General features: G+C 46.1%; 17 protein-coding genes and 4 pseudogenes. 5 read left to right on the top strand and 16 right to left on the bottom strand.

The window, feature by feature from the left end:
• The 8 genes and pseudogenes from XPG1_RS01840 to XPG1_RS17915 form a co-directional block, all read right to left on the bottom strand.
• Nucleotides 1-710, bottom strand: a pseudogene (locus XPG1_RS01840) (M48 family metallopeptidase).
• 104 nt (nt 711-814) lie between these two features.
• Nucleotides 815-949, bottom strand: a pseudogene (locus tag XPG1_RS18195) (hypothetical protein); the annotation flags it as partial.
• A 176-nt stretch (nt 950-1,125) separates the two neighbouring features.
• Nucleotides 1,126-3,357 carry a hypothetical protein gene (locus tag XPG1_RS18625; RefSeq protein ID WP_045957563.1) on the bottom strand — a complete coding sequence of 744 codons (2,232 nt, stop codon included), beginning with the start codon at nt 3,355-3,357 and terminating at the stop codon, nt 1,126-1,128.
• Nucleotides 3,354-8,051 (bottom strand): hypothetical protein, encoded by a 4,698-nt coding sequence (locus XPG1_RS01825; protein ID WP_045957562.1) that lies wholly within the window; start codon nt 8,049-8,051, stop codon nt 3,354-3,356. The genes XPG1_RS18625 and XPG1_RS01825 overlap by 4 nt, the downstream gene beginning before the upstream one ends.
• 10 nt (nt 8,052-8,061) lie before the next feature.
• The gene (locus XPG1_RS01820) at nt 8,062-10,260 is read right to left on the bottom strand and encodes a DEAD/DEAH box helicase (protein ID WP_045957561.1); all 2,199 of its coding nucleotides are present in this window, start codon (nt 10,258-10,260) and stop codon (nt 8,062-8,064) included.
• Complete coding sequence (locus tag XPG1_RS01815; protein ID WP_045957560.1) at nt 10,257-11,573, bottom strand: ATP-binding protein; 1,317 nt, start codon at nt 11,571-11,573, stop codon at nt 10,257-10,259. The genes XPG1_RS01820 and XPG1_RS01815 overlap by 4 nt, the downstream gene beginning before the upstream one ends.
• 3 nt (nt 11,574-11,576) lie before the next feature.
• Entirely contained in the window at nt 11,577-13,901 is a 2,325-nt protein-coding gene (locus XPG1_RS01810) for a tellurite resistance TerB family protein (RefSeq protein WP_045957559.1), read from the bottom strand.
• Nucleotides 13,902-14,044: 143 nt separating this feature from the next.
• Nucleotides 14,045-14,517 (bottom strand): annotated as a pseudogene (locus XPG1_RS17915) (tyrosine-type recombinase/integrase); the annotation flags it as partial.
• 299 nt (nt 14,518-14,816) lie between these two features.
• On the opposite strand from XPG1_RS17915, the gene XPG1_RS01805 reads away from it, so the two are divergent.
• Entirely contained in the window at nt 14,817-15,122 is a 306-nt protein-coding gene (locus XPG1_RS01805; RefSeq protein ID WP_045957558.1) for a hypothetical protein, read from the top strand.
• Nucleotides 15,123-15,138: 16 nt separating this feature from the next.
• Here XPG1_RS01805 and XPG1_RS17910 read toward each other — a convergent pair.
• The 7 genes and pseudogenes from XPG1_RS17910 to XPG1_RS01770 all read right to left on the bottom strand — a co-directional run bounded on the left by XPG1_RS17910 (nt 15,139) and on the right by XPG1_RS01770 (nt 21,674).
• Nucleotides 15,139-15,980, bottom strand: a protein-coding gene (locus XPG1_RS17910; protein WP_157879528.1) for an IS5 family transposase whose coding sequence is annotated in 2 segments (ribosomal slippage) — nt 15,139-15,638 and nt 15,638-15,980 — 843 coding nt in all. Because the reading frame shifts where the segments join, the coding sequence is not laid out codon by codon here.
• A gap of 253 nt (nt 15,981-16,233) precedes the next feature.
• The gene (locus XPG1_RS01790; RefSeq protein WP_045957555.1) at nt 16,234-16,992 is read right to left on the bottom strand and encodes an SDR family NAD(P)-dependent oxidoreductase; all 759 of its coding nucleotides are present in this window, start codon (nt 16,990-16,992) and stop codon (nt 16,234-16,236) included.
• Between the two features lie 128 nt (nt 16,993-17,120).
• Nucleotides 17,121-18,005, bottom strand: a complete 885-nt coding sequence (locus XPG1_RS01785; RefSeq protein ID WP_045957554.1) for a LysR substrate-binding domain-containing protein — start codon at nt 18,003-18,005, stop codon at nt 17,121-17,123.
• Between the two features lie 134 nt (nt 18,006-18,139).
• Nucleotides 18,140-18,313: pseudogene (locus XPG1_RS17280) on the bottom strand (acetyl-CoA C-acetyltransferase); the annotation flags it as partial.
• A gap of 113 nt (nt 18,314-18,426) precedes the next feature.
• The gene (locus XPG1_RS16930) at nt 18,427-19,131 is read right to left on the bottom strand and encodes a dienelactone hydrolase family protein (protein ID WP_052708220.1); all 705 of its coding nucleotides are present in this window, start codon (nt 19,129-19,131) and stop codon (nt 18,427-18,429) included.
• A gap of 189 nt (nt 19,132-19,320) precedes the next feature.
• The gene (locus XPG1_RS01775) at nt 19,321-20,475 is read right to left on the bottom strand and encodes an MFS transporter (protein ID WP_045957553.1); all 1,155 of its coding nucleotides are present in this window, start codon (nt 20,473-20,475) and stop codon (nt 19,321-19,323) included.
• A gap of 158 nt (nt 20,476-20,633) precedes the next feature.
• Entirely contained in the window at nt 20,634-21,674 is a 1,041-nt protein-coding gene (locus XPG1_RS01770) for an IS630 family transposase (RefSeq protein WP_045957552.1), read from the bottom strand.
• A 141-nt stretch (nt 21,675-21,815) separates the two neighbouring features.
• Here XPG1_RS01770 and XPG1_RS01765 point away from each other — a divergent pair, with 141 nt between their 5' ends.
• Nucleotides 21,816-22,085 (top strand): hypothetical protein, encoded by a 270-nt coding sequence (locus XPG1_RS01765; protein WP_045957551.1) that lies wholly within the window; start codon nt 21,816-21,818, stop codon nt 22,083-22,085.
• Between the two features lie 453 nt (nt 22,086-22,538).
• Nucleotides 22,539-23,258 carry a YuaM family protein gene (locus XPG1_RS01760; RefSeq protein WP_045957550.1) on the top strand — a complete coding sequence of 240 codons (720 nt, stop codon included), beginning with the start codon at nt 22,539-22,541 and terminating at the stop codon, nt 23,256-23,258.
• Nucleotides 23,259-23,694: 436 nt separating this feature from the next.
• Here the strand turns inward: XPG1_RS01760 and XPG1_RS01755 are convergent, their stop codons facing one another.
• Nucleotides 23,695-24,015: a helix-turn-helix domain-containing protein gene (locus XPG1_RS01755; RefSeq protein ID WP_045960312.1), complete on the bottom strand. Its 321-nt coding sequence runs from the start codon at nt 24,013-24,015 to the stop codon at nt 23,695-23,697.
• 155 nt (nt 24,016-24,170) lie between these two features.
• On the opposite strand from XPG1_RS01755, the gene XPG1_RS17905 reads away from it, so the two are divergent.
• A protein-coding gene (locus XPG1_RS17905) for an IS1182 family transposase (protein WP_157879418.1) occupies nt 24,171-25,585 on the top strand; the annotation gives its coding sequence in 2 pieces (ribosomal slippage) (nt 24,171-24,738 and nt 24,738-25,585; 1,416 coding nt in all).
• A 234-nt stretch (nt 25,586-25,819) separates the two neighbouring features.
• On the top strand, nt 25,820-26,317 hold the full coding sequence (locus XPG1_RS01745; protein WP_436286816.1) for a hypothetical protein: 498 nt from the start codon (nt 25,820-25,822) through the stop codon (nt 26,315-26,317).
• Nucleotides 26,318-26,328: the final 11 nt, after the last annotated feature.

Raw genomic sequence — 26,328 nt, 5'->3', positions numbered from 1 at the left:
TCATAAATCGGAAAATATCACCCCCGCCATCTCATCCAGCCGCGTTTTTATCATTTCCCATTCTGGCATAACCTGCCCCATCAGCCGGTAAAAGCGTTCGCTGTGATTATGTTCGGCGATATGGCACAGCTCATGCAGGATCACGTAATCGATACATTCGCGCGGGGCTTTAACTAAATAGGGATTTAGCGTCAGCCGACCATTGGGCGAACAACTGCCCCATTGAGTCTGCATGGTTAAAAAGCGCAGTTGAGGACGTTCACTTACCCATAGCGTCTGCTCAAGCATCGCATCTAATCGTCTGCTAAAGACCTCTTTAGCGCGGGTTCTATACTAGTTAGTCAGCAACTGCCGGATTTTTTCAACGTCCCGATGGTGCGAAATGACTTCCAGTTTGCCTCGCAGCATTTTTACGCCCTGTGTACTGGTAAGCTCTTCCAAAACCTTTAACAGATATTGTTTGCCCAGGTAATAGTGGCTTTCCCCACTAATATATTTGCGTGGGGTGATGTAAGCGAGCTGCTGGCGAAAATCACGCAATTGCTGATAAATCCAGCGACAACGTTTTTTCACTGCATTCAGTACTGTCTGGTCGTCGGGGAGACCACCACCCGACAATCCGGGTGTACCTTAATGAGCACGCGCTCGGTTATCTGGTGGCGGGGAACGCAGTCGAAGTAAATCCGCTCATCTCCGTAGAGAAAACACATCGACCGCCGTGAACACTGAACAGACAAAGCTTAAACTCCACTCAATCCAACACGAGTAATTTGCACGATCATTTCCACAATCTTTTTGGCTTGCTCCATACCGCCAGCCATCCGGTGGAGATCGCCATCCACCGGGTGAATTTATCCATATCTTTGCGCTCAAATGCGCCTTTGCCAGACTCGGCATCTGCTAAGGAGTGACGCCAGTATGATACGAATCCCTGAGTGTTGCTATCCATTCACCATCCCGTAATTCAATAAAAGTTATTGATTTCGTTGATATAAACTCGGCACGTGGTGAAGCATTATCCACGATACGAACGTGATCGCAATAATTTGTTTGTGTTGGCAAGGTAAATGAATTATGTGTTAGCTCAGACCTGTTCTGGCAGTCACCGTTCCGCTCCACTTTCCTCTAGTTTTCCAGCACCAACCGGGCAAGCTTTGCAAAAATCGAACTCTTACTGCTCTCGCCACTCTTGAGCATATCCAGGGTAAAGCTATTGAGGTAAACGCCAGCTAACGGGTGGTTAAATACATCTACGGCATTACCCTGGGCATCCCATATCAGTAGATTTTCCACCAGTTTAGGCCGCGCAATTGAAGGATTTGTAGGTTGAGCGTCGCTAACCAGGACAAATATTCCATTCTCATGCGGCTGCAGGTAGGTATGGTGATGCTTCATTTTTTGCGATTTGGTCAGCGGATCGTGCTTCGAACGGCCTGGTGATATCAGATAAGGCAATACGTTTTGATCCGGTTTTGCCGAACGAGTAATGGTGTACTCATCAAAATTATCCCCTTTACGTTCCGCCAGCTCTTTTTCTCGTTCCTGATAAGCGTACAAATCGACGACATTAAGTTGAGCTGGGCCAATCAAGCGCGGCACGCGCACGCTGTTGTAGGTGGTAAGTAGGACATCAGCAGCGTGGTCGTAAAGGTAAAAGCTTTTGTCGAATACTTTTTTTAATCGTTCCAATGGGGGATGTTCAACCGATAGCCAGTCTAGTTTACCTTCAGTGATTCCTGTATTTACCACCTTAAGCTGGCCGTCTTCTACTTTCAGTTCAACATGCCCAAGCAAGGGGAGATTGTTTTTCGTATTACGTACCGCATAGGCAGTATAGTGGCCGTCCGTCAGGTCTGGTAGTGAGATGTGGTGTTGGTTGAGTAAGCTCTCTTTGAACCACAGCTCGGTTTTTGTTCGACGAATCTTGCTACTTATCAAGTTAACTGCCGATTTGAGACGACTACGAGGTTTTGCAAGATCGTCTTTGTATTGGTTGGGATTATTTACTGACAGATCATTGATAAGGTCGATCGCATCCAGTAATTTGCAATCAATGTTCATCCCTTGCAAGACTACGGGCAGAGGCTTCTGATGTAACCATCCTTGCAAGCGAGCTAGTTTAAGCTGGGTGTAGGTATCCCAGTCGAGTTCAGGTTGTTTCCGGGCAGCATCAAATACAGCATAAAAATCACCGTACTCAACAGATTCGTCATCTTGCTGGCGGATGCTGTTGCTCCGTTCTTCATCTACCGTGTTGAGTACCAGAATGGAAGTATTGGCAGGCAACTCAGAAAAGCCGGTTTGTTGAGAATGTTTAAGCGACTCCAGCGGCCATAGTTGATATCCAGGAAATTGGGAGGCTAACGTGTCAAAGAAACAAGTTTCTTGCGTGGCGCTGAATTCGACGCCGTTATTAACCACAAACAACGTGTTAGCCAGATTTTGATCGAGATCGGTAACGAACTGATTGACTTCGTGTGTGGCCTGAAACGGGATGGGGTGATGCGGAATATCCAGCTCAGTAAGGCGATCGCAGGCTGCATTCATTACCACATTATAGGTGTAGGCCTGGCATCCTCCATAACCGCTTCGTTCACGAAAAAAGTCCAGTTTACTATCTCGGGCATCGAGTTTTCGCCGGGCTTTGAGCCGACAATTATCAATGTTAAACCACACACTGGTATCATCCAGAGAAATGTGCAATTCATCAGCTGGCTCAACCAGGAATTTTTGTTTGTGCAGGGTAAATGCTAGCTCTTTATGTTCCGAAGCATAAACCTCAAGCTCAAATGCCTCCATCACCCCGGTACCACTTTTCTGCGTGACGGGGCGACTCAGGCGAGCGTTGAGATAGAGCGTCGAATTAAAATAGGTCGGCGATACCGAAAAACGCTCACGGGCTTGTTCCAGCATCACCATTTTCAAATGCAGGCTGAACAATCCCTGAATCAGGCGAGACAGGTCATAATTTTCGGCGGTGAGCTGCAGGCAAAGCTTTTTAATGCGTTCTGCCAGCGAGAGATGAGCCGGGCTGTTCGGTGCATTTGCAGGCGCTAAGAAAAAAAAGACATGTTGGGAATTGAGTAAGCGATGTAGCTCATACTTTACGTCCTGCCTGGCCTCTAGCCCAAGCTTCTGCCGCACACAAGATTTAACCTCCTGATGGATACGCGCATAGTAATCAGCGGATTTTTCTTTTCGCTCTTTACTGAAGCATTGAACCATAAAGTCTATCGTATATAAATTAGATACCGGGGCTAATAGACGTTGGACTGTCGTCAACTGATCTTCTTCAAGCTTGATCAAATTAGTACGGGCAATCGGGGTATCTGTCAGTTTATTCAGATTAGAGATCATGAAGCTTTTCCTTTAGTCGACAACTTTTCTATCCCCAGAAGGGCTTGTAACATCGGATTAATGTCCAGCGTGATGCTCAGTTTGGACTTTTCTAGAGAGCGTCTACTCTCTCGATTTTTTGGCTTATCATACTGGTAGTCAGTTTGGAATAGATTGAGGTAGTGGATCGTGTGATCCACGTTATCCTGCCACATTAGGTTATTGGGATTCTGGCTGTAGGCGATATTCAGATAAACAAACCGAATGCGCTCGTAACGGCCTACCAACGCCGCCTGTAGCTGTTTCTGCCCCTTTGTATCAGCCTTTTGGCTAGCGATATTTCGGATCTGGCGAATCTTATTGCTACTTTTCTCAAGCGTTTCCTCTGCCCGCGTCAAATCGTCCAGATGAGTCGCCCAGCGCTTGACATCGACACATATCAGGTCATCACCCACTTCAATAAAGCGGTCAAAGAACTCATATACCAATGGTTCAAGGCGTTCAAACACCTGCTGGTCGGAGAGTGGGGCAACACCATAACTTTTCAGCACCTTATCAAAAAGATATTCACCAACATTACCTTTGAGCAACGGAACCAGTCTAGGGTTGGGCACCCATTTTTCGAATGCCTTTTCCTGGATCTTTGCGCATTCACGAATTAACTCACCGACCAGATTGCCGGAGTCGACATCGTTTCTATACTGCGGGAAGATGGTTAGCGCTGGGCGGTATTCCCTGGCACCTCCAACGAAGTCCGACAGGGCGGAGTAATCGCTGTGGGCAAGCCCATCCGGCCCGCGCTTGTGACAAAGTAAGATGGCTTGATTGTCTTGTTGGCGATCAATAAACAGGGAGTTGTGGATAGACTGCATTTGCCGGTTGGCAGCATACAGAGGATGGGACTGAAGTTTTGCCAGCCAGCGCTCTGGATTAGTAAAAGATTCAGGCGCGCGGAACAAATTACACAATTCGAGATATTCAACGTTGCCAGCGCGTACCTGATTTATCCAGTCGGTTTTCAGGACTCGCTTGTGGACAGCATCGATACGACGACCATTTGCTACGATAGTCTGCTCAAATGCATTTCTCTGTTCTGTCTCACTAAATGACTGGCTCTGACTCAGTTTTTCGCACTCATTCATGAGGCGGTGGTTAAGCAAGGACATGCTTTCTGATACCACTTCGTTGCCGCTATCTTCACTGAGAGCAGCGAACTGGAATGCGACGTTACGGAACACGTCGCGTGGTAAAAAAATTTCTGTTTTCAACAGCGTGTCGCGACGCTCGACTCGGCCTACGGCTTGTACGACGACTTTGAACAGACTCATATCATGTTCGGCCATCAACAAGCGATAATTTTCACCTTGAGCGAAATTAACACTGAAATCTGCCAGCTTGTGGACGGCAATATCATCATCGGCGTAGTGTTTAAGAACGGTGACATAGTTAGGCAATGTATTGAGATTTGCGCTATTGTCCTTCACCTCGCTATAAAATGATGAATTGATTAACACTAAGCGTTGAAAATCGACATCCAGACGCGGCGCATTCGTATCATTAATATTGCCGTCGTGGTACTTAACGAAGTAGTTGAGACCGGTGCCTGCGCTGTTGTAGGTACTCATAAATACCAGCACGGTGTTGCTGTTATCGATATAGGTCTCGCGCCGAATATCTTCGACATTGACCAACGGTGAATCGAAAAAGACCAGATGGATAGTGTGATGCCCTCTGAATGGGGTAAAGGTCAGGATCTGGTCATGCTTCTTACTGTTATCCGTTTTTTCATCACACCTGGAACGCATACCGTACTGCTTACGCCATGCTGTCTGATGAGTACCCCAGGCACTGATAAAGGCCCGCTTAAACGCCCCCGAAAGTGACAGAATCAGGCTGTTTTTACCCTCGTATGCGGCAAGCAATAAAGCGTCCAGCTCCCGACGGTACTGACGCTGTTTATAGGTATTTTTTAGAGCATATTCCAGTGGTTCCTGCAGTGCTTTGAAAAAGTCGTTATACGTTCTACGAAAGATCTCGCAGTTTTGGTAGATATCGGTCAATTCCGTCTGTTCATCATTAAACACCTTGAAGTCGACTTTACGGATGTTAGCCCTCAATCCGCGTAATGCCTTGAGCATATCGATATCTGCTGTTTCGCGTTCAACGACCCGGTAACCAAGGTCGCGGCTATAGCGCTTCAGGAAGTGACGACTAAAGTTACCGTTTTTGGTGTGGCTAAAACCGCTGGTGGCACTAAGCCCGATCACTTTATTGTGAGTGCCGGTTAATAAACGCAGCAGCATGGCTTCGGGCAACTCTTGTACCAGATCCATCTCGAACGCCAGAATGATTGTGCGCTCGGCTCCCCTATTCACGTAATTGAGTTCAGCTATCGGCGTCATCGTGAACACGGTTTTGGGTTGAAGGTAGGTGTAGAAATGATCAATCAACAAATTTTCATCGGTGGTGCGATCAAAGATATGGCGCACAACACCGGCTACGTTATTGGCTGCGTCAACAAACTGGCCCAAAGGTGTGTTCTGACTGCTGGAGTTCTCCTGGCCGCCATTTTTCACCCAGCGTTTAAAGTGACGGTTGGTGATTTGAGCGCAAGCGGCAAGGATGACGGATACCAACTGGAACAGATCGTGTAGGGTAGGGTTGGTATCACTGGTATCATTTTCGACTTCGTAATACAGCTCGGTACGCGTTATGTCCCCTTCGCTGTTGCGCATACGAATGCGTTTAAGCCCTTCTTCATTGACGTACATTTTAGCGTTGAAGCTGAAGACGTTACGGGTAATTGAGATGATACGTTCGGCAGCGTCGCCGTTGACTTCAAATGCTCCTAACTGATCCCGAAACATTTCCAGTATCGATCCCAGCGTTGTACCGGATGAGAGTTTGCACTTTTCTGCTAGTAGCTTGCGCAGGGTGGCGATGAATTTGACCATTTCTTGCTCAAAAGTAGTTTGAACTTCTTTGGGCTTGTTTCGGTGCTCCAGACTGCATACCGCGTTGTGAATACGCCCTGTTACTGAGATGACGTGCGCCAAGTTGTTTTCCTGTTTAACCAGTTTTACATGGCATGTTTCTTCAAGGCGGGTGTAGGCTTCATGAAGTTCATCAATTATCACTGTGAAGCGGATATTATTCCGGCGGAAAGCGCAGTTGGGATTGCGTCTGAAGTGTTCGCCGCGAAGATAGGCTACTTGCCTGGCATGACCAGCAACCGCAACGGTGCTGATCTGCGGATCTTCTGGCTTCAGCTTGCCACCAACCAGCAAGTCAAAACCCACAGACTCCAAACGCACGCCTTCTCCTCGTTGGCGAGGCGCCAGGCGGTAAGTGGATGTATCGAATTTGTTAGTGGTCATTAACAGTACCGACGGACGGTACTGGCAAACTTCGAAAGGCAATACCTGCTTGATGAGCTCGAAGTAGACTTCGTGTACGCTCATTTTTGACGCAGGTTTTCCCTGCATAGCATTAAGCTCTCGCTTTCTACGAGCAAGAAGTCCGCGATGAATGTATTCTTTAATGGAAGCTTCTTCGCTATCCGAACCAAATAGTGATTTACAGGCTGACTCAATCGTATTGCGGATGCTGTGGCGGCAGTTTTTTAGCTGCTCTTCGAGCATTTTCCTGTCGTAATTGGTATCCTGGGAACTGTATGTTGCCAGCTTTTCCAATTGCTCTTCACAACGATCGATTTGTGAGACAAGATAATTGAGCGAACGCATAGCAACCTTGATAAGGGTGCTGCTTTTTGCCCCTTCGTACCATTGAATATAGCGGTCGCGGTTTTTCAGGCCAGAGGCCCAGTCCATAAAGTCGAGGTCGGCAATATCCTTACGGGCAAGAACGCAAATGAACTCTCCACCAGCCGCCTGAATTCTGTTTTTCTGACTGCTGTCCAGGTCGATTTGTGATTTTTGCGGCGACATGAACAGCAGGTTGGTAAAGCCACCTTCGGGAAACAGATAATCTGGCTTCTGGGTTTTGGCAAAGCGCTCCAGATATTCGACATACCCCTGAATCACACCATAGCTTTTGCCGAATCCTGTGCCGTCGGAACTGAAGATGACCTCAGCGCCATCACGTTCATGCACGTGGTAAAGTTGGGAGGCCCGGGCGCGACAAGCGTTAATATCTTCAATCAGCTTTGCGTCAGGAGTTTGGCAGGATATGAGGTCTTTCAGATTATTATCGATAGTTTTCTCTCCAGCACGTTCACATTTACGGTAACTATTGACGGTAATTTGGCCGCTTTCGATCAGAACCTTTTCCACCTGCATTGGAGCAAGGTGCAAGACAGCTGCGATTTCACTGATGGTATCGGATAGCAGCTCGTGCGGATTACTAATAGTGAAGTGGTTTAGCGCCGCTGCAACGGTATCTGGATGCAATGCTTTTCTGAGTGTCGGAAAGGTGAGGCTGTAATCGTAGAGCGCCAAATCATTGTTTATCAGGCAGCGGAAGGACTGTTTTTCCAGGCCAACGCCAGGTCGCCCGGCAAAGCCCAAAATACCGGCATCTTTTAGACGAAATAACAGCGCTGGGGCATCGCGGTCAGGTGAGTCAAATGCAGTGTGGAGTTGCTGGCTAAATAGCATCGTGGCATTTAGCCGCTCATGCCTGACCAGTGCGGAAAAATGCTGACGCACCAAGGTTAGCAGCTTACAATCTTCCTCAATAGTCCACCTTTTTCTCATTTTCTACCCCTTAATATAAATGTCTCTGCAACCACTCCATCACGCGCTCAACATCAAAAGCGCGTAACCCATACTCCTGCGTCAGCAATGCTTCCGGTAAGTACTCATCATATTTTTCAAGGCACTTCTCAGCGATGCTTTCGGCTAGACGGGACTCGGATGGCAAACCTTCTTGAAGCGTGCTGACTAACGCCTGTTTAACCTCCGCGACCGTGGTTTTTTCTACTTCAACCACACCCGCAAATGAACCTGCTTTAAAACCGCGCTGGATAAGTAATGCCGACAGCGTGTTTACGGTTTGATCGCCCAGCCAAGGGAGAATGTAGACATGCTGCCCCTGCTGAATAAAATATTCAGAAGCCAGATTATTGTTGCGAAAACAGCATAACCCTTCATCAAACAGGCTTCTTGCAGTGGCGTCGGCAAAATCGGCTTTGCGATCGCCAACGGTGATGCGGTAGTCTCCTTCCCGATAAATGGTGAGCATTTCCTGGCGGACGACATCATGTATGGACATTCCTTGTCCGCCAAATAACGGTGGCTGCCCGCCCTTTGTCGCCTCGACGTAAATGACTTTTTTATCACTATCGATATCGGTTACTTTCCAGCGTCGACCGCCAAAAATAATGTGTTGGTCAGGCATCAGCGGAGAATCAACAGGGATAGAGCCCAATGTTTTGCTCCCCGCCACAATACGAAACTCTTCCGGCGTTCTGAACACGGCGTAGAAAGTGTATTGATTCACCTGACGCTCACCCTCCACGTCCAGTACCAGTTCGCCGCTTGAGAGCTGGGCCAGAAACTGGTGTTCCCCCATATACTTCAGCAGCGTCTTAAAGTCATCAATGCTGACTTTCTGAAATGGCCCTTGTTGACATAACTGTGACCAGATCTGCTCCGCGCGTACACCGCCCCACTGCGCAACAATCGCCAGGATCTGATGGAATAGCGTGGAGTAGTGCATCTGGCGAGTATCGGCGGGCTCAAACCATTTGCTGCCGATAAGTAAACGGAGCATCGCCAATGACTGAACCAGCTGAAGCCTGAGCTGGTCGACAATGCCTGATGTCGGCGTCAGTTCGTGTTCGGCAATCAGCATTCTCAGTATGGCAGGAGAATCGCGCCTGCCGGAACGTCCCATACGCTGGCGCAGGCTGGCTACGGAATGAGGTGCCGTAATCTGCACGACAGAACTGACTTTGCCGATGTCGATGCCCAGTTCCAGTGTCATCGTACAGATTGCGGTGGTAGGCACATTGCCTTTCTGAAGCCGCTGTTCCAGCGTTTCACGCAGATCTCTGGACAACGATCCATGATGGGGGAAGAACTCGTTGGGAACGATGTTCATTTCACTAAGATCGCTAAGTGTTGCAGCAATGCTTTCGGTCCGCTTGCGACTGTTAGCGAACACCAGATGGGAGTCACCCCGACAAAGGCGAAAGATAGTTTGGCAGATTTGCGTCTCTGCCGACGGTGGTGGTTGCTGGCCCGAGGTGGTCAGCGGTTCCAGATAACCTTTTACCTGTACTTTTAGCGTGGAGTGGGTCTGACTGTCGGTAATAATATCACAGGGAAGACGTTGATTTGGGCGCAGAGATAACGGCACCTGTTCTAGTTCTCCCAGCGTTGCGCTTAGTGCGATTCGGGGTACTGGATTGTCGATTTTTCCCAGCAGGTGATCGATTCGATTTAACAGAGAGAGTAGCTGCATACCCCGCTCAGAACCGATGAAGGCATGGAATTCATCAATGGCGATATACGCCAGTGGAGAGAAAGCCTGCTTTAACCATCCCGCATTGCGGATCAGCATCGCTTCCAGTGATTCCGGGGTGATAAGTAAAATACCGGCAGGATTTTTCTTCGCTTTTAGCTTTTTGCTCTGAGCAACATCGCCATGCCAGGGCGTGACCGGCATCTCCAGCGCATCACCGAGGCTTTCCAGCCGTCGGTACTGATCGTTAATGAGGGCTTTAAGCGGGCTAATGTATAAAATTCCAAAACCGTCCTGAACGTCCGCGATAGCAGAGCAGGCGGGCAGGAAAAAAGCTTCAGTTTTACCCGCAGCAGTAGCGGCGCTGATCAGTACATCCCGAGCGCCCGCTAATATAGGTGGAATGGCTTTTTTTTGCAGTTCCCGGAGGTCCGCCCATCCCTGCCGGTATATCCACTTTTGTATGCGTGGATCCAGCCGCTGGTATGCATTCATCATAATCTGAAGTCAGCCAGACCGTCCTCGTCAGTATCTTCTGTCGATGCCATTTCATCTATATCGCTGGGCTTTTCTTCCGCGATCGCGACACCGGCAATCAACTGCGACCACTGAATGGACGGGTTTTGTTCCAGTACGGCGAGCATATCCAGGAAGGCTTTAATCGTGTTTCGTGGCGTACGGAAATACGCATCGCCGATGGTATTGCTACAGTGACGTAAAAATGCCGTCAACGCCTCATCGGGAACCAGATAACTATCCATATCGCCGCCGGAATAAACGTGACGGAGGTTTTTCAACAGAATATAGAGCTCTTCCGGTGTCAGGCTGGCTAAATGCAGGGAAGGAGATGAATAATCAATCACACCAGCACGTTGAGCAAAGCTGTTTTCTGCCAGTCGTGACTGGAGCGCTTCGTAGCTGTACAACCCCTTTCGTGGATCGAACAGGAACTCCGGCGTGCCGCCGAGCAAAAAGCCAATATATTCAGCCGTTCCCTGCAGGCAGTCATTCAGAATACGCAGTATTTGCTCATAGTTAGCCACTCGTGCCTGTGTATTGCTGAGTTTATACAGATTGACCATTTCATCCAGATTGACCAGCAGCCCGGCGTATCCGGCCTGACGGACAAACAGGCTCATCAGCTTCAGTGAATCGTAGAAAGAGGCATCAGAGATAATGGTGCGTACACCGAGATCGTTACGCGCATCAGTTTTCGTGGTGTATTCACCTCTCAACCAGCGGATAGCGTTCGATTTTAATGTTTCGTTATCCTGCTCGTGGCCCTGCCAATAACATTCAATGACTTTGGCGAAATCATAACCGCCAACCATATCGGACAGAGTCGTGAGCCGTTGGTGAATCATCGTCGGAACAGGTATATTTGTACTTTCTGCTTCTTTTCTGGCTTCCGTAATAAAGCGCTCAACCACGCTTAATAACGCATTACCATCCGGCTTATTGCGGGTGGATAGATTCTTCATCAGTTCGGAATAGAGGTTACGAGCTTGTCCGCTGGTGGCGTGAATGCGCCTGTCCGGGGATAAATCGGCACTGATTGTTACCAGCTTTTTCTCTAACGCAATCGAACGCACAACGCTTAAAAAGAACGTCTTACCGGAACCGTATTCCCCGATAATCAGCCGGAACCCTGCACCGCCATCAATGATCCGCTCAATATCCTGATACAACGCTTTTATCTCGTTGACCCGACCAACCTGAATATGCTGAATGCCAATTTTAGGCGTAACGCCTGATTTCAGTGACTGAATAATGGCGTCTCTTTCTTTGAGACGAATACGAATGCCAGACATAAATTATCCTTTGAGTTCTTGTGCAATTTCCAGGTCAACGTAAATATGATCGTCATCATCAAGCACTGGCGCGTCAACCTGTTCGAAAGACCAGTCATTAATCGCTTCAATTGCGCCGCTCAGCATCAAATTAAGCTGCAGGCATAGCTCAGTGACTTCGTTTCGCTCCCAGCGCTCTTTTTCCAGCAAACGCTGGTAAAGCTGATGATGTGCTTTATCAAGCCCCCCGCTAGGATATGACAGGATCTCCGCTGGTGGTTCGTCTGCGGGGTCATCTTCGGCAAAGATAGTACTCAGCAACTGGCGTACGTCCGTTGTATCGGATTCATGACGGGCAAGGATACGTTCATCAAGAGAAAACGGGCCGCTCGTCTCTGATGTGGTTTGTAGCATAGCAGTCGGGGCTGTTTCTGCGGTTGACAGACGGTGGATATTGCTGGTGACGTTACTGCTGTCCAGGCCGAGGCTGGCGTAAATTTTTTCCAATTGCTTAATTTCCGCCGGTTCGATTTTTCCATCTGCGCAGGCGACATTGATAATAACGTTGCCAATAGTAGATTTTTCTTTATTGCTGAGTTGCTTAATTTTGCCTTTCAGACCGGCCTGACTTGCAGGCGTATTGAGCCGCCAGGTAAGGTAGGCGTGCAGCGAACGTTTCTCAGTCGGCGACAACGCGTCGTTATGATCAATCGTTCTCTCCAGTGTGGCCTGTTCAGCAATATCCACACGCTTGTCCATTTGCGCAATCATTGCGCCCAGCCGAAGCGCCACGGAGACTGATGTAAATTCCGCCGATGGTACGTAGTATTCCGCATGCCCTTCGGGAAATAAAACAAGATTACCTTCTGGATCTGGTCGGACAAGGTGATAACGCAGATCCGGCGCAATACCGTAGCCGGCTCGCCTGGCGAAATTTTGCATCAGCTCAGCTTCTTTCTTATTGATCTTATCCGGTACAGGCATATCCAGCCTGGCCCAGAAACCAGCAACCGTTGCCAGACCTGAATTTTCACGGATCCTCTCATCTGCCCAGCGTTTAAATCCAGCGAACATGTATTCTGCATCTTCAGTCAGGATTTCAGCGGGGAGAAGCATGATGGCGGCGACATCGCTTTTTGATGCCTCTTTTTTACCGAGATAGCGACTGTAGGCATCAAGGTCATTAGTACAGGATTCTGCAATCTGTATCAGTTTTTGTACAGGTGCTCTTAATATACTGGGATCGGGGAGCTCAGGATGCTCAATATTAATCCCTCTGAGCGAGCTACTTGCTGGGGAATAACTCAGTTTCAACATGGTCTTGTTAGGTTTAACTACCATGCCGTCACCATACTTATTGACATAGCGCCGTTTAAACAAGGAAGTAAATTCTTCTGCACAACGCCTCGCCGGAGTTCGTAGCGCATATTCGGTATAATATTTTATCCATGCCAGAGCCAGATCTGCGGAAACGGGCTCTCCTTGCGCAACGGTAGTGGCCAGGCGAAATTGAAATAGCAATGAACTGCCTGATGCAAAGCATTCGCCTTCATCCTCTATCTGGATGGCATCAGGCCGGAGAAGCAACATGGCTTCTATTAATTGCGTCGAATAGCGACGGAAGGATCTATTTGCCTGAAATACTGTTCTCAGGCGTGATATTTCTTCAAATAATGATTTGAACTCATCGTCAGAAATTGATTCCCGCGTACCATCGACTAATATGCGACGTTCAAGACCGTAAAAATAGATAAAAACATAGCCAATAGGGCAGTTCGCATCACTGCGGTCACTTGCCAACCAGTCAAGATAGGCACCACGGCAGCGAGAAGATAGTGTAGAAAAGCTGGGCCAGTACCCCAGAGACTCATCATCATAATGTCGTGAAATAGACTCGATAGGTAAAGCGTCATTCACCAGAGAAGCGTCGGAACCATCGCGATAAAGATAGCTATATTCTCCTGACGAATATGTTTTTAACTGTCCGCCGAAATAAAAATGACCATTATTAATGACGACGTTTTGAATAGTGACACTTTCTCCAGGTTTGACCCATCGCGCTGGCGTGGTATTGCGCCGGGCGGCATTTTTCCGTGAATGTTCACGGCTAGTGCTGTATTCAACCGTCTGCCCATTAATAAAAGTAAAAGTTGCCAGTTCATCATCATCGGATGTCTGAGAATACATATCTGCTACGTTATTGTTTGGTTTATTGCGAGATTTTTGTCGGGACGTATTATTTATCTTACTGATGATTTCGCTGTTTACTCTGGGGGGAGGCGACTTTTTCTTTTTTGAAAACAGAAGCCAGATAGCAGCCAGTGCAATAACAAATATCCAAAAGCCCATTCCGTACCCTTAATTACTGATAACGCTTCCCGGTGTTGTTCTACGATCGGCAAAAGCGGTAAGCATAAAACTGGAAGAGAGATCGTAAAATCATACCGCGATTGGGCTGGAGCACAAGCATAAAAACTATCTTACTCAACAGACTTACGCGGATCGTAATCACCAACGAAGATCAGCTCGCGATTACCACTCATGTTTTTAATCTTTTCCAGCATGGTCAAAGCCTGCCGGGTTCAAGGAACAAGATAAGGCGTCCGCATTTTTGAACCACGCTGGGAATGTTTAACACCTTCCCAACAGTTCACGCTCTCCGGGAATCGTTCACATAACCGTTTCAAAATCTACTTCTGACCAGCGGGCAAAACACATAACTACTGTAGTGCATTGCCATAAACGGGCGGCGACTTCGAAACGTCCTGATGACTTCACCGCTTTGATAGGGATAAGTAGATCTCGCGTCTGCAGTTCCGCAATATTCCGCCTTACCGATAACAGCAAAGAAGTTATCCTCCAGACTCTTCAACACGCGCGCACTATGCGACTCAGACCACTTCTGATTATTGGCGTGCCAATATCTGGGAACAGGCGCGACAGGTATGACATACCCGTCTGGTTCCCTTATTTCACTCTAGCGGCCCACGACAACGTAGCCTCGCTTATCTCCGAGCCAGATAGGCGTATTTCCGTGTTACGCTGGCCACGGCGGGCATGCCCTGTCGCTGGGTGACTACAGATGAAGTGTATGGCCGTGACCATCGTCCCGATACCAGCCCTCCGTGTTAGCCATTCCCTGCAATCCCCCTTTATGATGGCAAGAAGCCAAGTATCTCCGTGCTGAACGGATTGCCGATACGTTGAATACCGCTGACTGGAAAACTGGGAAATCGAAAGTGGCTTTAAGGAAATCAAAGGAAAATGTGGGCTGGATCACGACGAAGTGCAGCGATGGCAGAGTTGGCATCAGAATATTACTTTGTCGTTATTGGCCCATGCAGTCCTGGCGGTTCTGCGGGTACTGAGAAAAAAACACCAGTAGGCCGGGTTCCGCTCAGTGTAGCGGAACTGCGTAAGTTGCTGTCAAAGCTGATGGAAAAAGCGGGAAAGACAATCGAACAGATTTTACATTGGTCAGACTGGCGACGACGGCATCAATACCGAGCACAACAATGTCACTGTCGTCGCCGGGGAAATCATCGGTTTACAGAGCAATTACGGCTGTAGTACTAGGTCGTGTCCCTTAATTATATAACCGCTTGTAAAAGAGTCGAATACAGCCTAATTTCACCATGGATAAATAGTTTCGGGCGGTTTTTTCATAGCGGGTTGCAATACGCCGATTTCCTTTCAGAAAACCGAAACAGCGTTCGACCACATTCCGGTCACGATAAGCCTGTTTATCAAATTGCGTACGACCATCAGTACTGCCTTTTCCATTGATTTTATACGGAATAATGCCCTTTATCCTCAATTTACGCAGATAACCGCGCAGTTTTCCGCCCGAATAGCCTTTATCTGCTAGTACCGCTTTACCGCGCCGTTTCATGAAACCATTTTTGCGTTGGACGCCAATGCCATCAAGCAACGGGATGGCCGATTGACTTTCATGGGCTTGCCCAGCGGTCACTATCAGGTTGAGGGGAAATCCCTTTCGGTCGGTTGCCAGGTGGATTTTGGTGCCATAACCACCGCGTGAGCGACCCAGCGCATGATCGTCAGCGATATCGGGATGTTTTTTTTCGCGCCTGCGGCATCTTTACTCGCGCGAATATTGCTGCCATCCAGGCAAATTTCAGCCCAGTCAATCAACCCTTTTTCATCCAGAATGGACAGTAAACGATTAAATATCTTGTTGATAATGCCTGATTTTGACCAACGATTAAATCGGTTATAGACCGTTTTCCAAGGCCCATAGCGTTCCGGTAAGTCGCGCCACGGTGCCCCTGAACATAGCACCCAGAACATCCCATTTATCACACGGCGGTGTTCAACATAGGGACGTCCTGCCCGTTCTGAATGAACCAGGGGCAAACAAGATTCTATCAATATCCATGCGTCATCAGGAATGTCGTAGCGTGCCATCATCTTTTCCTATATTGAAAACCGTTTAGATGATAATACTACCGATTTACATTAAGGGACACGGCCTAGTACTACAGCCGTAGAGCTCATTCTAATGAGGTATCTGCTTCATATAAGAAAGTGAAATTATGCAAATACTCAGTTTATTTCTTATTAAGTAACCTATTGATTTTATAAAATTTACGGCTGTAGTACTAGTACATATTAATCAAGGCCATTGATGAAAAAGGCGCGTATGGCGCTGCTGGACAGTTTAGCGCATGCCCCCAGTGGTAAAGCCGCCGTCAACCGTAATCTCCTGCCCGGTCACATAACCAGCATCTTCGGATAGCAGCCAAGCGACCGTCCCGACAACATCTTCCGGAGTGCCATTACGTAATAAGAGAGAATGAGCGGCAAGGCTTTTTACAACCTCCTGAGGCAGTGATTCCGCTGCCATTGGAGTCAGAATAACCCCCGGACTGATGGCATTGACCCGCACCGGGCGCGATCCGACCTCTACAGCCAAGGTGCGCATTAAGGCTAGCAGTGCAGATTTGGTGGCTGCATAGATACCGGTTCCGGGCATAACACTGCTAGTGGTCCAGGAAGCATTGATCAGGATCGCGCCCCGTGACATAAAAGGCAGGCAGTGTTTGATCGTGAGGAACGTTCCAATCAGGTTCGTGGCTAATGGCGCAGTAAAGTCGTTTACATCTGCTTCTGATAGTGGTTTAAAGTCACCCAATACCCCTGCATTAGCAAAAAGACCGTCAATATTTCCAAATTGCTGATGGGCCTGCGCGAAAACTGCTTTTACCTGCTGCTCATCAGCAATATCACAACTTAGCGCAAGCGTCTGTGTTCCTTTTGCTTGCAGCTCCTCAGCCAAAAGGTTAAGTGGCTTCATCCGTCTGCCGGTCAACACTAGATTCGCACCTTCTGCCGCCAGACGCAGAGCTGCAGCCCGGCCTATACCAGTTCCGGCTCCAGTGATAAATACAGTTTTTTGATTGAACCGTGAATTGCTCATTTCCTACTCCGTACAATTGTTATTGTATGAATAGTAAAATAAATGACTCGGGGAATAATCAGGGCGATGCTTTAAAGACAGAAAAGCAGGACTTTCCAATTATGCGACATAGACGCCCTCCCCCGCAGTCAAATTTTCCAGTGGTCTAAACCAAAATCGATTACCGCCCGCATTTTTGCTGTCGAGAATTTATTCTGCCGGTAAACCATATTGACCGGTTTACTGACCAACTTTTCTTCGGTAAACAAACGTACCAACGCACCAGAGGTAAGATCTTGTTTAAGCAACACTTCTGGCTGCATGATAATTCCTACCCCGGAGAGCGCAGCCTGCCGTAGCGCCTCGCCATGATTGATACTGATGCTATCATTCACCGTCACAGGGAAACGAGTATTGCCCTGCTGAAAATACCAGTGGCGACGAGCCATTTTCAACCGGAAACCAAGGCAGTCATGTTCGGAAAGTTCTTCTGGCGACGAGGGGTAACCCCGTTCATAGAGATATTCAGGTGACGCGGCTACAGCCATGCGATACATTCCCAGCGGACGGGCAACCAGTGACGAGTCCCTGAGCTCACCAATACGGATAGCGATTTCAACTTCGTCAGTCACTAAATCCATTACCGAGTCAGTGAGGAATAGATCGATATCAACTTTGGGATAGCACTTCCTGAACTGCCCCAGCGACGGTGCAATCACCCTTGTGCCAAAGGTGGTCGGGGCTGTGATACGCAATAGCCCCGTTGCTTCAGTGTTCATACTGGTAATGACGTTTTGAGTTTCATCCATCATGTTCAGTATTTGAGTGCAGTGCTGATAGAATAGTTTTCCAGCTTCAGTCAGCCCTGTCTGCCGGGTGGTGCGATTTAGAAATTTAACGTTAAATTGCTTTTCAAGATCACGAACATAAAGACCAACCATCTGTGGTGTCAGTTGGGAGCGCGCTGCGGCGGCAGTCATGCTACCCTGTTCGACCACACCGACAAAAATTTCCATGCCTTTTAGCAAATCCATGTTACTCCACCCGGTGACTACCAATATGCCTCTACTAAATAATATCCCGATTCTTCAGTAATTGTAAAATTCTGTCAATCCAAGAGGCCATTGATATTCATCGCTGAAAATCAGGGTAGTGACAGGAAAAAATGTTAACGATTCAGAGCCATTGCCACTCCTTCACCACCACCGATACACAGAGCAGCAATGCCTTTTTTCAAATCGTTTCGCGCCATATGATGCACCAACGTCACCAAGATACGGCAACCTGAAGCCCCTATGGGGTGCCCAAAAGCAACTGCACCGCCTAGTGGATTAACTCGCTGGCGGTAAAAGAAGAAAGTGCCCCCTGAAAGGCACCCACGGGGGTTCTACGCGCAGCAACAATTACTACGTTTTTCATAAATACCATCTAGTTGATATTTAAATATAGATTTAATTACGATAATAATCTTTCGGCCATGATTTTTAATGCAAGCACGGCTTCTGTATCAGCTTTATTGCTATAACCCATATAGGGATTTCCTGTGGGAATATCATCACGGGTGAAACTGTGACGTGCACCGCCTAAGTAATATAACGACCAGTCGGCGTTGGCTATTCTCATCTCATTCATAAAACGGTTAATTGCAGGATTCAGAATAAAAGGGTCTTCCGATCCATGTAACATTAGGAAAGCAGGTTTTTTCGCTACCAGTGATACCGGTTTTTTGGTGTCAGGCTGACCATGAACAGAAACTACGCCAAGGCAAGGCAACCCCGTACGCCCGAACTCAAAAGACAAAGAACCGCCAAAGCAGAAACCAACAACAAACAGTGGTCCGGATGACTGCCAGTAGCGTTCAAGTGCGCAGTAGTAATTTTTCAGAATCTTCCTTGTTTCCTGAGGATTATCCAAAGAATGCTTAATCACACGATCTGCCTGTTCGTAGGACCAAGGTCGATGCTGCTTACCGTAAATATCGGTTAGGATCACCTCAGCATCGCATTGCGTGGCATAATTGCTAGCCAGACGGTGGGCGGAAGATGTTTCACACCCCTGCCAGTCAGGAAACATCAAAATACGCATTGTTCCACTGCGGTTAAAATGATAGCCAAGCGCATCCCGATCGCCCGCCGAAAAGGTAAATTTATCTTCTTGCATAAACTCCTCAATTTTTCCCGTGAAAAACAACCGTTAATAGATCATCGTGTCGTTTGATCGGCGACATTATTTCCAGCACCATGACTGAAATACTGAATCCGGCTCCTACACCGATCAATAATATTGTTTCGCCTGTTTTTAACGCCTGATTACGGGATAAATAACCACAAAGCCCCAGGGAACATTAAATCAGCTAATCGCTTTAACTGGCGAACCTGCTTTTACAATATACGCAAATACCAAGCCAAATGTGGTAACTGCTGCCGCGACAATAGGTAACTCAACAACTTTCATGCCATGATCCAACACATAAGCTCCCAGCCATGCTCCACCGGCATTTCCCAAATTAAATGCCGCAATATTGAAAGAGGAACCCATCACAGCTGCTTCACTAGTTGCCTGCATCGCCTGTACCTGTAGAGGAGGGATAGAGGAGAACATAATTGCACCGAATACGAAGATTAGGATCACAGTCAAAATTTTAGAACTGGCAAAGAAACTAAGTGATAACAGCACAACAATCACTGCAGCAAGAGAGACCAACAGCGCCAGACGCACGCTGTGATCAGTCATGCGTCCACCTAATGGATTTCCAATTACCATGCCCACGCCAAAAATGAACAGTAGCCAGGATACTGCTGTTGCCGGGAAGCCGGTGGCCTCAGTCAGAAACGGTCCGAGATAAGTAAGAGCAGTAAAGATACCGCCAAACCCCAGCACGGTCATCAACAGTGCCTTGATTGCTCGAGGTTGTAGCAAGATAGTGAACTCCTGGGCAATATTTTTGGGAGCTTCGCTTTTTACATTAGGCACAATAGCTACTATCGCCACAGCAGCGATAAAGCCGATGACAGAACAAGCAATGAATGCACTTCGCCAGTCAAAATACTGTCCGATAATAGACCCGATTGGAGCACCAAATACGTTAGCCAGCGTTGCGCCTAAAAACATAGCGGCAACGGCACTGGCTTGCTTATTTTCCGGGACCAACTGTGTGGCAACCACTGCCCCCAATCCAAAGAAGGATGCCTGGGCGAGAGCTGCAACCACGCGAGCAAGCATCAGAAACTGATAACTGGTTGCTAGCGCGCAGGCAGCATTGCCCACAATATAGAGAATCATCAGTACAATTAACGCTCTCTTACGCTTTAACTTGACCATCAACGGCGTCAGAATCGGCGCGCCAATGACCACTCCCATGGCATAGGCCGTTACCAACATGCCCGATGAAGAAATTGAAATAGAGAGATCATTACTGATATTAAGTAAAAGTCCGACAATAACAAACTCGGTGGTACATATGGCAAACGCGCCTATCGCCAGTGCATACACTGCTAAGGGCATAATTACACCTCTTCAAATTACAACAAAATTGTTAACATCTTGTAACGTTATTCTGTTGCCTAGCGATAAAAAAATAAATGGAATGATATTTTCTATATTGGAAAATAGTCTTTTCTAATGACACCTTTTAGTTTTGTGTATTATCTAAATAACTGTTCCTAATATTGATACACTTTTGCGGTGCCATGTTTATTTCCCGGAAATGGACTAACCGTCTCCATAAAACCACGCACTTTTCTCAATAATTGCCACATATAGCGACAACAAGGATTACGTGTAATCGTTTCATGAAGGGCTAACCATAGTTTCTCAATATGGTTTATCCATGGCGAATAAATCGGTTGATAAATCAAACGAAATTTAGAGTTTTGCGCTAACCACTGTTGCGTTTTCTGGCTTTTATGAATGATGTAGTTATCGACTATCAAGGTGATGCTTTTTGCCCGACGGTAGGTGGCTTTCAGATGCTCTAATAGTTTGATAAATAATGATGAATCCTTGTTATTACTCCCAACATAACTGACTTTTCCTGTGCCACTGTGTAAGGCCCCTGCCAGATAATATTTCTCATTCTGACCTGGCGTAATAACCCGTTTTTGTTGTCCACGTAATTGCCAGTCTGCCCCTATTTTGGGGTTAAGGTGAATATCGACTTCATCTTCATAAAAGACCGGATGGTCTGGGTTGCATTTCTCCAGCGCATCATTAATTGCCCGCAGTTTTTCTTCTTTATGAGGATCATGTATTCGCAATGTGGGTGCAGCCCGTCGCCAAACAATATTGGCCTGTGGCAACCACCGGCGTATCGTTGAGGCATGGAGTGGGTATCCGGTTATCTCATGGACTTGTATCGCGAGTAATTCACTGCTCCAACGGGAACGCTGATAACCAAAGACGTCAGGAGAGTGCGAAATAAGTTGGCGTAATAAGAGACAAATTGATTCAACGGGCCATTGACGTGGACGGCCAGAAGGCAATGACTGCAAGCCTTCTATGCCATACAGCGTATACCAATTAACCCAACGGCCAACAGAAGAACGACTACAGGCAAGGGTTTTCGCTACCTGACTGATACTATCACCATCGTGCAGCATGAGCATGGCGATAAGCCTTCTGGCATGATTTTTATCGCGAGTTTTCTGGATAGTTTTTTGCATTAAATGGCGTTCATCTTGCGGTATCGATGCTATGATTGGCATAACTCAGTCCGATGGGTGATTTTTTTGGTTTGGCGATTAATCAGATCGCTCAATTCGGATTGAGTTCCCTACCCGTGATCTATTATTTGGAACAGCTATTTAGAGTATTAAATAGTAATAAATAAAATAGGAGAAAACAAAATGAACAATATTAAAATGATAACACTCTTTCATCCTTATGAGAAAACACCATTCATAATCTGTTTAGTAAACAAAGTGGAAGATACCGAACATGGAATAAAACTTACTCTTGAAAATGGTAATGACATTTGTGTCAATAATTATAGCCATTATCTGTTATCTGAGTCTGTAAGTCGTTGCGACAAAGACAGGATAAAGAATATTTATATTCGCATGGTTTCAGAACTCACTCTGATGAGTGAAGAAACTATAAAATCACAGATGTTATAATCTGAGTTATTAGTTACAATATCTTACAGGTATTATATATGTTTCTCAAACCTGCTGTATGATATTAAATAGTTAGTGTAATTATTCATAAAATCAATGCTTTTAACTAAACCTATATCCAGACTTATCAATGAACATGCGTCAGGTTAAAGTCGAATGTGGTAAAAGGCAGTGTCTGGAAAAATATTTTATCTGATAATGCAGGAGGAGATGAACGATTAATTTCCGAACTTTAAAAAGTAAACTCTATTGTATAATTGTCATGAGGCTAATATAGCTAATCTCATAATATTTTGACTATTATTCGTTATCAGTAATTTTTTTGTCATCAAATTTACTAATCATGCTTTTGTGTGTTTTTGAAAAATGAAGTATTTTTATTCGATTTGTGTTAAGTTATATAATTGCAAGAGGAAATTAAAAAAACACATTAAGCTATTAATAGGAGATGACATGTTAAGGATTAATCAAATAATTAAAATTCTTAGTGATATGAAGTCGTATGCACCTTATACATACAAAAGTAAAACAGATAAAGTAATCGACAAAATACACGGTAGATTGCTTGCAATTGTAATTATTATTATTGCTGCGCTAGCTTTATGCATTGCTTTATATAAGTTAACTAGTTTCGCTAAAACTGATGTAATTGTAAATGTTATCTATGGGTTATATTTTACTATAACGTTTATTGGGCTAATAATAATGATATTGCCACCTATCTTAGGAGTAAAGCATTTAATAGACTGGAAAAGAGAATCATTTAATGATTTTATTTGTGAAATCTCGCATGATGAAGAAAATGCAAAACTACTTATAAGTTATTCAGAACTTGAACTTCTATATGCAATTCATTGGCTACAACTTAAGATAAATAGAATAACAGTGAGGGTTAGTAGTTTCTTTGGTGAAAAAACAGCGGTATTATCAGTCTTGGGTCTTTGCTATTCGGCAGTACAGGCATCAATTGGATTTGATACATTGAGTAAAACATTTATCGGGGATCTTTCTAACACGAACTCCACTAATACTGTCATCATGTTCGGATTAGCATTTTTGCTAGGTATATCTCTGGGGGCATTGATGTTAAAAAAAGTAGCAAATCATCAGTTATATCTGAAAGAAATTGTTGAGTTGGCAATAAGAATAAAGAAAGATATCCCAAATGGATAAGGGTGACTTGGATGGATTGAACGCTTATGCATGAAATAATTTAGGGCCATGAGAGAATTATGGCTCTGCTTTATTTTAATAAGTTATTTCATCATAAATTTTTCGATTAACTTAGATAACATTTAAAAAATGTATGAAACTTTTAGATAATATATTGCCGTTTAATATTTTTGAACTGTATTTTAGATGGTATGGGGAAATATTGATTAAAACTTTATCGCTAAAATAGATACTATATTAACATCAAAAATATACCTATTAGCCTATATGAGAATATAGAGTTGTATATACCTATAATATATTACAAACCCATACAGGAAATTGATGTTTGACGCGTTTAAAGTAAATGATGAGTTCATTAATGTGTGAGTCGTCTATATCCGAGGGAAGATACAAGTTATTATTAACAACGAGGAAGCGGTCTCTATAACTTCTACTAATTAGATTTCTTGATTTTGACAATTATATTTTCTATATCTTCCTCAGATAGTTTATCAAAATTCATCACAATAGTAGCAAGTTGATCATTTTCCACATAAAAATATGCTAATGGGACATTTAGCGTCTGTGCTAATTTCTGAGCGGTATGGATATCTGCTTCATGTACTCCTTTTTCATATCGGTTAATGCGGGTGCTTGCTACAAATTCGTCAATCCCGGCTGCAATGCCCAGCTTCTTTTGAGACAAACCAGCAGCAAGCCGCGCTTCTTTTAAACGCTTACAAAAGATGTCTCTATGGGATTCTCGCTGGTTCATAAATGCTCTCATCATTAAGAGCTACGAGAATCGTAGTTTTTCCTTGTTTTCGATACTACGTTTAACGTAGTATCTCAGATTATTGACAAAGTGCTGGTTTTTTATACGGCACTTTGTTTTAATCAAATTCCGTTCACCCGACGGAGATTGCCGCCATGTTAAGAATGCCCTCTCCCCAGACGTTTCCTCCCGAAACACTCTCACTTGATGACCTCGTCCCCCAAAATCACCTCGTTCGCAAAGTCGATGCCGCCATTGATTTCGAATTTATTCGGGATTTAGTCGCCCCGTTGTATTGCCAGAATAACGGCCGCCCAGCGATAGATCCGGTGATGCTGATTAAGATGATGTTGCTGGGCTATTTATTTGGGATCCCCAGTGAACGCCGGTTGGTTCAGGAGATCCAGGTGAATATGGCCTACCGCTGGTTTTTGCGGCTGGGATTGACTGAAAAAGTCCCGGATGCTTCTACCCTCAGCCAAAATCGGCGACGTCGCTTCAACCACTCCGAGGTGTTCCAGGCCATTTTTGACAATATTGTCGAACAGGCTATCCACCGCGGTTTTGTCGGCGGCCGGGTGCTCTATACGGACAGTACCCATTTGAAAGCCAGTGCTAACCCCCATAAAGCCGAGCGCCTCCTGCATCCCGTGCTGCCGGGTGCCTATCTGGGCGAGCTGGAACAGGCCGTGAATAAAGACCGGACTCAATCCGGAAAAAAAGGTTGACGCCAACCCACAAGGAACGGCAAAAACAGATAAAAGTCAGTACGACTGACCCGGAAAGCGGTTTTATGCACCGGACAAACAAACCGACAGGATTTTTCTACCTCGACCACCGTACCGTGGACGGGAAAGCCAATATTATCCTGGACACTTATGCCACCGCTGGCAATGTCCATGACAGCCAGCCGCTGATTGGGCGTCTGAAGCGTCAGTTGACCCGTTTCTCGCTTAACCCGGTCGCCATCGTGCTGGATGCCGGCTATTTTACCGCCCCCGTTTGCCACCTGACCCTGCAACTGGGGCTCACCCCGGTCATCAGCTATCGTCGCCCAAACAAAGGCCCCAATACGTTCCAAAAGAAACAGTTTATTTATGACTCGCAACACGATTGTTATACCTGCCCGCAGGACGAAAAGCTGATTTATACCACCACCGACCGCCAAGGATACCGCCATTACCAAACAGCCGCCGGCATTTGCCAGAACTGTCCACAACGGTCGGCCTGTACACGGGCTAAAAAGGGAAAAACCATCACGCGGCACCTCTGGGAAACGAGCAAAGAAAAGGCCCAATACATTCGGTTGACGCCGTGGGGCAAAAAAGTGCATAAGCGACGGAAAGAAACGATAGAGCGCAGTTTTGCGGATGCCAAACAGCATCACGGGCATCGCTACGCCCATTTTCGCGGATTGCTGAAAGTGCAGATACAGTGCCTGTTGGCAGCCACCGCGCAAAATATCAAGAAGATAGCGTTACTGGTAGCCACGCTTTGTTGGTTTTATCTGGGGTTCAGCCGTGAATGTAGTCGATTAACCATCCCATCACGTTCTAGAAAAGGGGAATAACGGACATGAATCAGAAAAAAACGAAGAGGAGGAATGGATACGGTAATTTCAGTGTTTTCAACGCGGTTTGTCAGCAGTCTGCGATACTACGTTTAACGTAGTATCTGCTTGTGATGATGTACTGGTTTGCCGATACAGATAACCTCAATGCTATCAAAAGCGATATCTAGAGAAGTTCACGCGACCCATACCAGTACATACCGTTTTGTATGTATTGACCTATGGGATATGAAAATGAAGAGAATCTTACTTGTGGCAGGAATGGCACTGACAGGATGCCAACAGCTCAATGATGGTGTGAATACGGTTAATGGAGCAATCAGCTCTTCATTATCTTCAGTGGGTAAAGTGCTTGGCACGTCCACTACAAGTCAGAGTAAAGGACCAATATCCGTTGTTACTGGTCTTGGTATTGTTTGTAAGGACTATGAAGAAAACGCAATGGCGGCAGAAAAGAAATGGACAGGCAAAAGGATCTCTATCACCAATGCCACTGTTCTTGAAGTTACGAAGGGCAGAAGTGCCAGCGATATGATGACGGGAATGTCCAAATCGGCCCCTAACTATTATCTGCTCTTTAAAACAGCCGATACAAGCTACTGCGGCGGAATGGTTTGGATCAATTACTACTCCGGCCTTGATGATGCCGTTCTGACTTACAAGAAAGGCCAGAAAGTCAGTGTCACTGGAACAGTCAACAACTTCGAAGTTCGTGGTTTGGTCATGTATTAAATAGTTAGTTG

The organism is Xenorhabdus poinarii G6 (genome assembly GCF_000968175.1).
Classification (GTDB): Bacteria; Pseudomonadota; Gammaproteobacteria; order Enterobacterales; family Enterobacteriaceae; genus Xenorhabdus; species Xenorhabdus poinarii.
Note: the sequence above shows the minus strand (reverse complement) of the source record. Positions and strands in the feature narration are given on the sequence as shown.

What these genes read in the sequence shown, in the direction of transcription:
- XPG1_RS18625 (WP_045957563.1), bottom strand. Translation starts at nt 3,357, where the DNA reads ATGATCTCTAATCTGAATAAACTGACAGATACCCCGATTGCCCGTACT.
- XPG1_RS01825 (WP_045957562.1), bottom strand. Translation starts at nt 8,051, where the DNA reads ATGAGAAAAAGGTGGACTATTGAGGAAGATTGTAAGCTGCTAACCTTG.
- XPG1_RS01820 (WP_045957561.1), bottom strand. Translation starts at nt 10,260, where the DNA reads ATGATGAATGCATACCAGCGGCTGGATCCACGCATACAAAAGTGGATA.
- XPG1_RS01815 (WP_045957560.1), bottom strand. Translation starts at nt 11,573, where the DNA reads ATGTCTGGCATTCGTATTCGTCTCAAAGAAAGAGACGCCATTATTCAG.
- XPG1_RS01810 (WP_045957559.1), bottom strand. Translation starts at nt 13,901, where the DNA reads ATGGGCTTTTGGATATTTGTTATTGCACTGGCTGCTATCTGGCTTCTG.
- XPG1_RS01805 (WP_045957558.1), top strand. Translation starts at nt 14,817, where the DNA reads ATGTGGGCTGGATCACGACGAAGTGCAGCGATGGCAGAGTTGGCATCA.
- XPG1_RS01790 (WP_045957555.1), bottom strand. Translation starts at nt 16,992, where the DNA reads ATGAGCAATTCACGGTTCAATCAAAAAACTGTATTTATCACTGGAGCC.
- XPG1_RS01785 (WP_045957554.1), bottom strand. Translation starts at nt 18,005, where the DNA reads ATGGATTTGCTAAAAGGCATGGAAATTTTTGTCGGTGTGGTCGAACAG.
- XPG1_RS16930 (WP_052708220.1), bottom strand. Translation starts at nt 19,131, where the DNA reads ATGCAAGAAGATAAATTTACCTTTTCGGCGGGCGATCGGGATGCGCTT.
- XPG1_RS01775 (WP_045957553.1), bottom strand. Translation starts at nt 20,475, where the DNA reads ATGCCCTTAGCAGTGTATGCACTGGCGATAGGCGCGTTTGCCATATGT.
- XPG1_RS01770 (WP_045957552.1), bottom strand. Translation starts at nt 21,674, where the DNA reads ATGCCAATCATAGCATCGATACCGCAAGATGAACGCCATTTAATGCAA.
- XPG1_RS01765 (WP_045957551.1), top strand. Translation starts at nt 21,816, where the DNA reads ATGAACAATATTAAAATGATAACACTCTTTCATCCTTATGAGAAAACA.
- XPG1_RS01760 (WP_045957550.1), top strand. Translation starts at nt 22,539, where the DNA reads ATGTTAAGGATTAATCAAATAATTAAAATTCTTAGTGATATGAAGTCG.
- XPG1_RS01755 (WP_045960312.1), bottom strand. Translation starts at nt 24,015, where the DNA reads ATGAACCAGCGAGAATCCCATAGAGACATCTTTTGTAAGCGTTTAAAA.
- XPG1_RS01745 (WP_436286816.1), top strand. Translation starts at nt 25,820, where the DNA reads ATGAAGAGAATCTTACTTGTGGCAGGAATGGCACTGACAGGATGCCAA.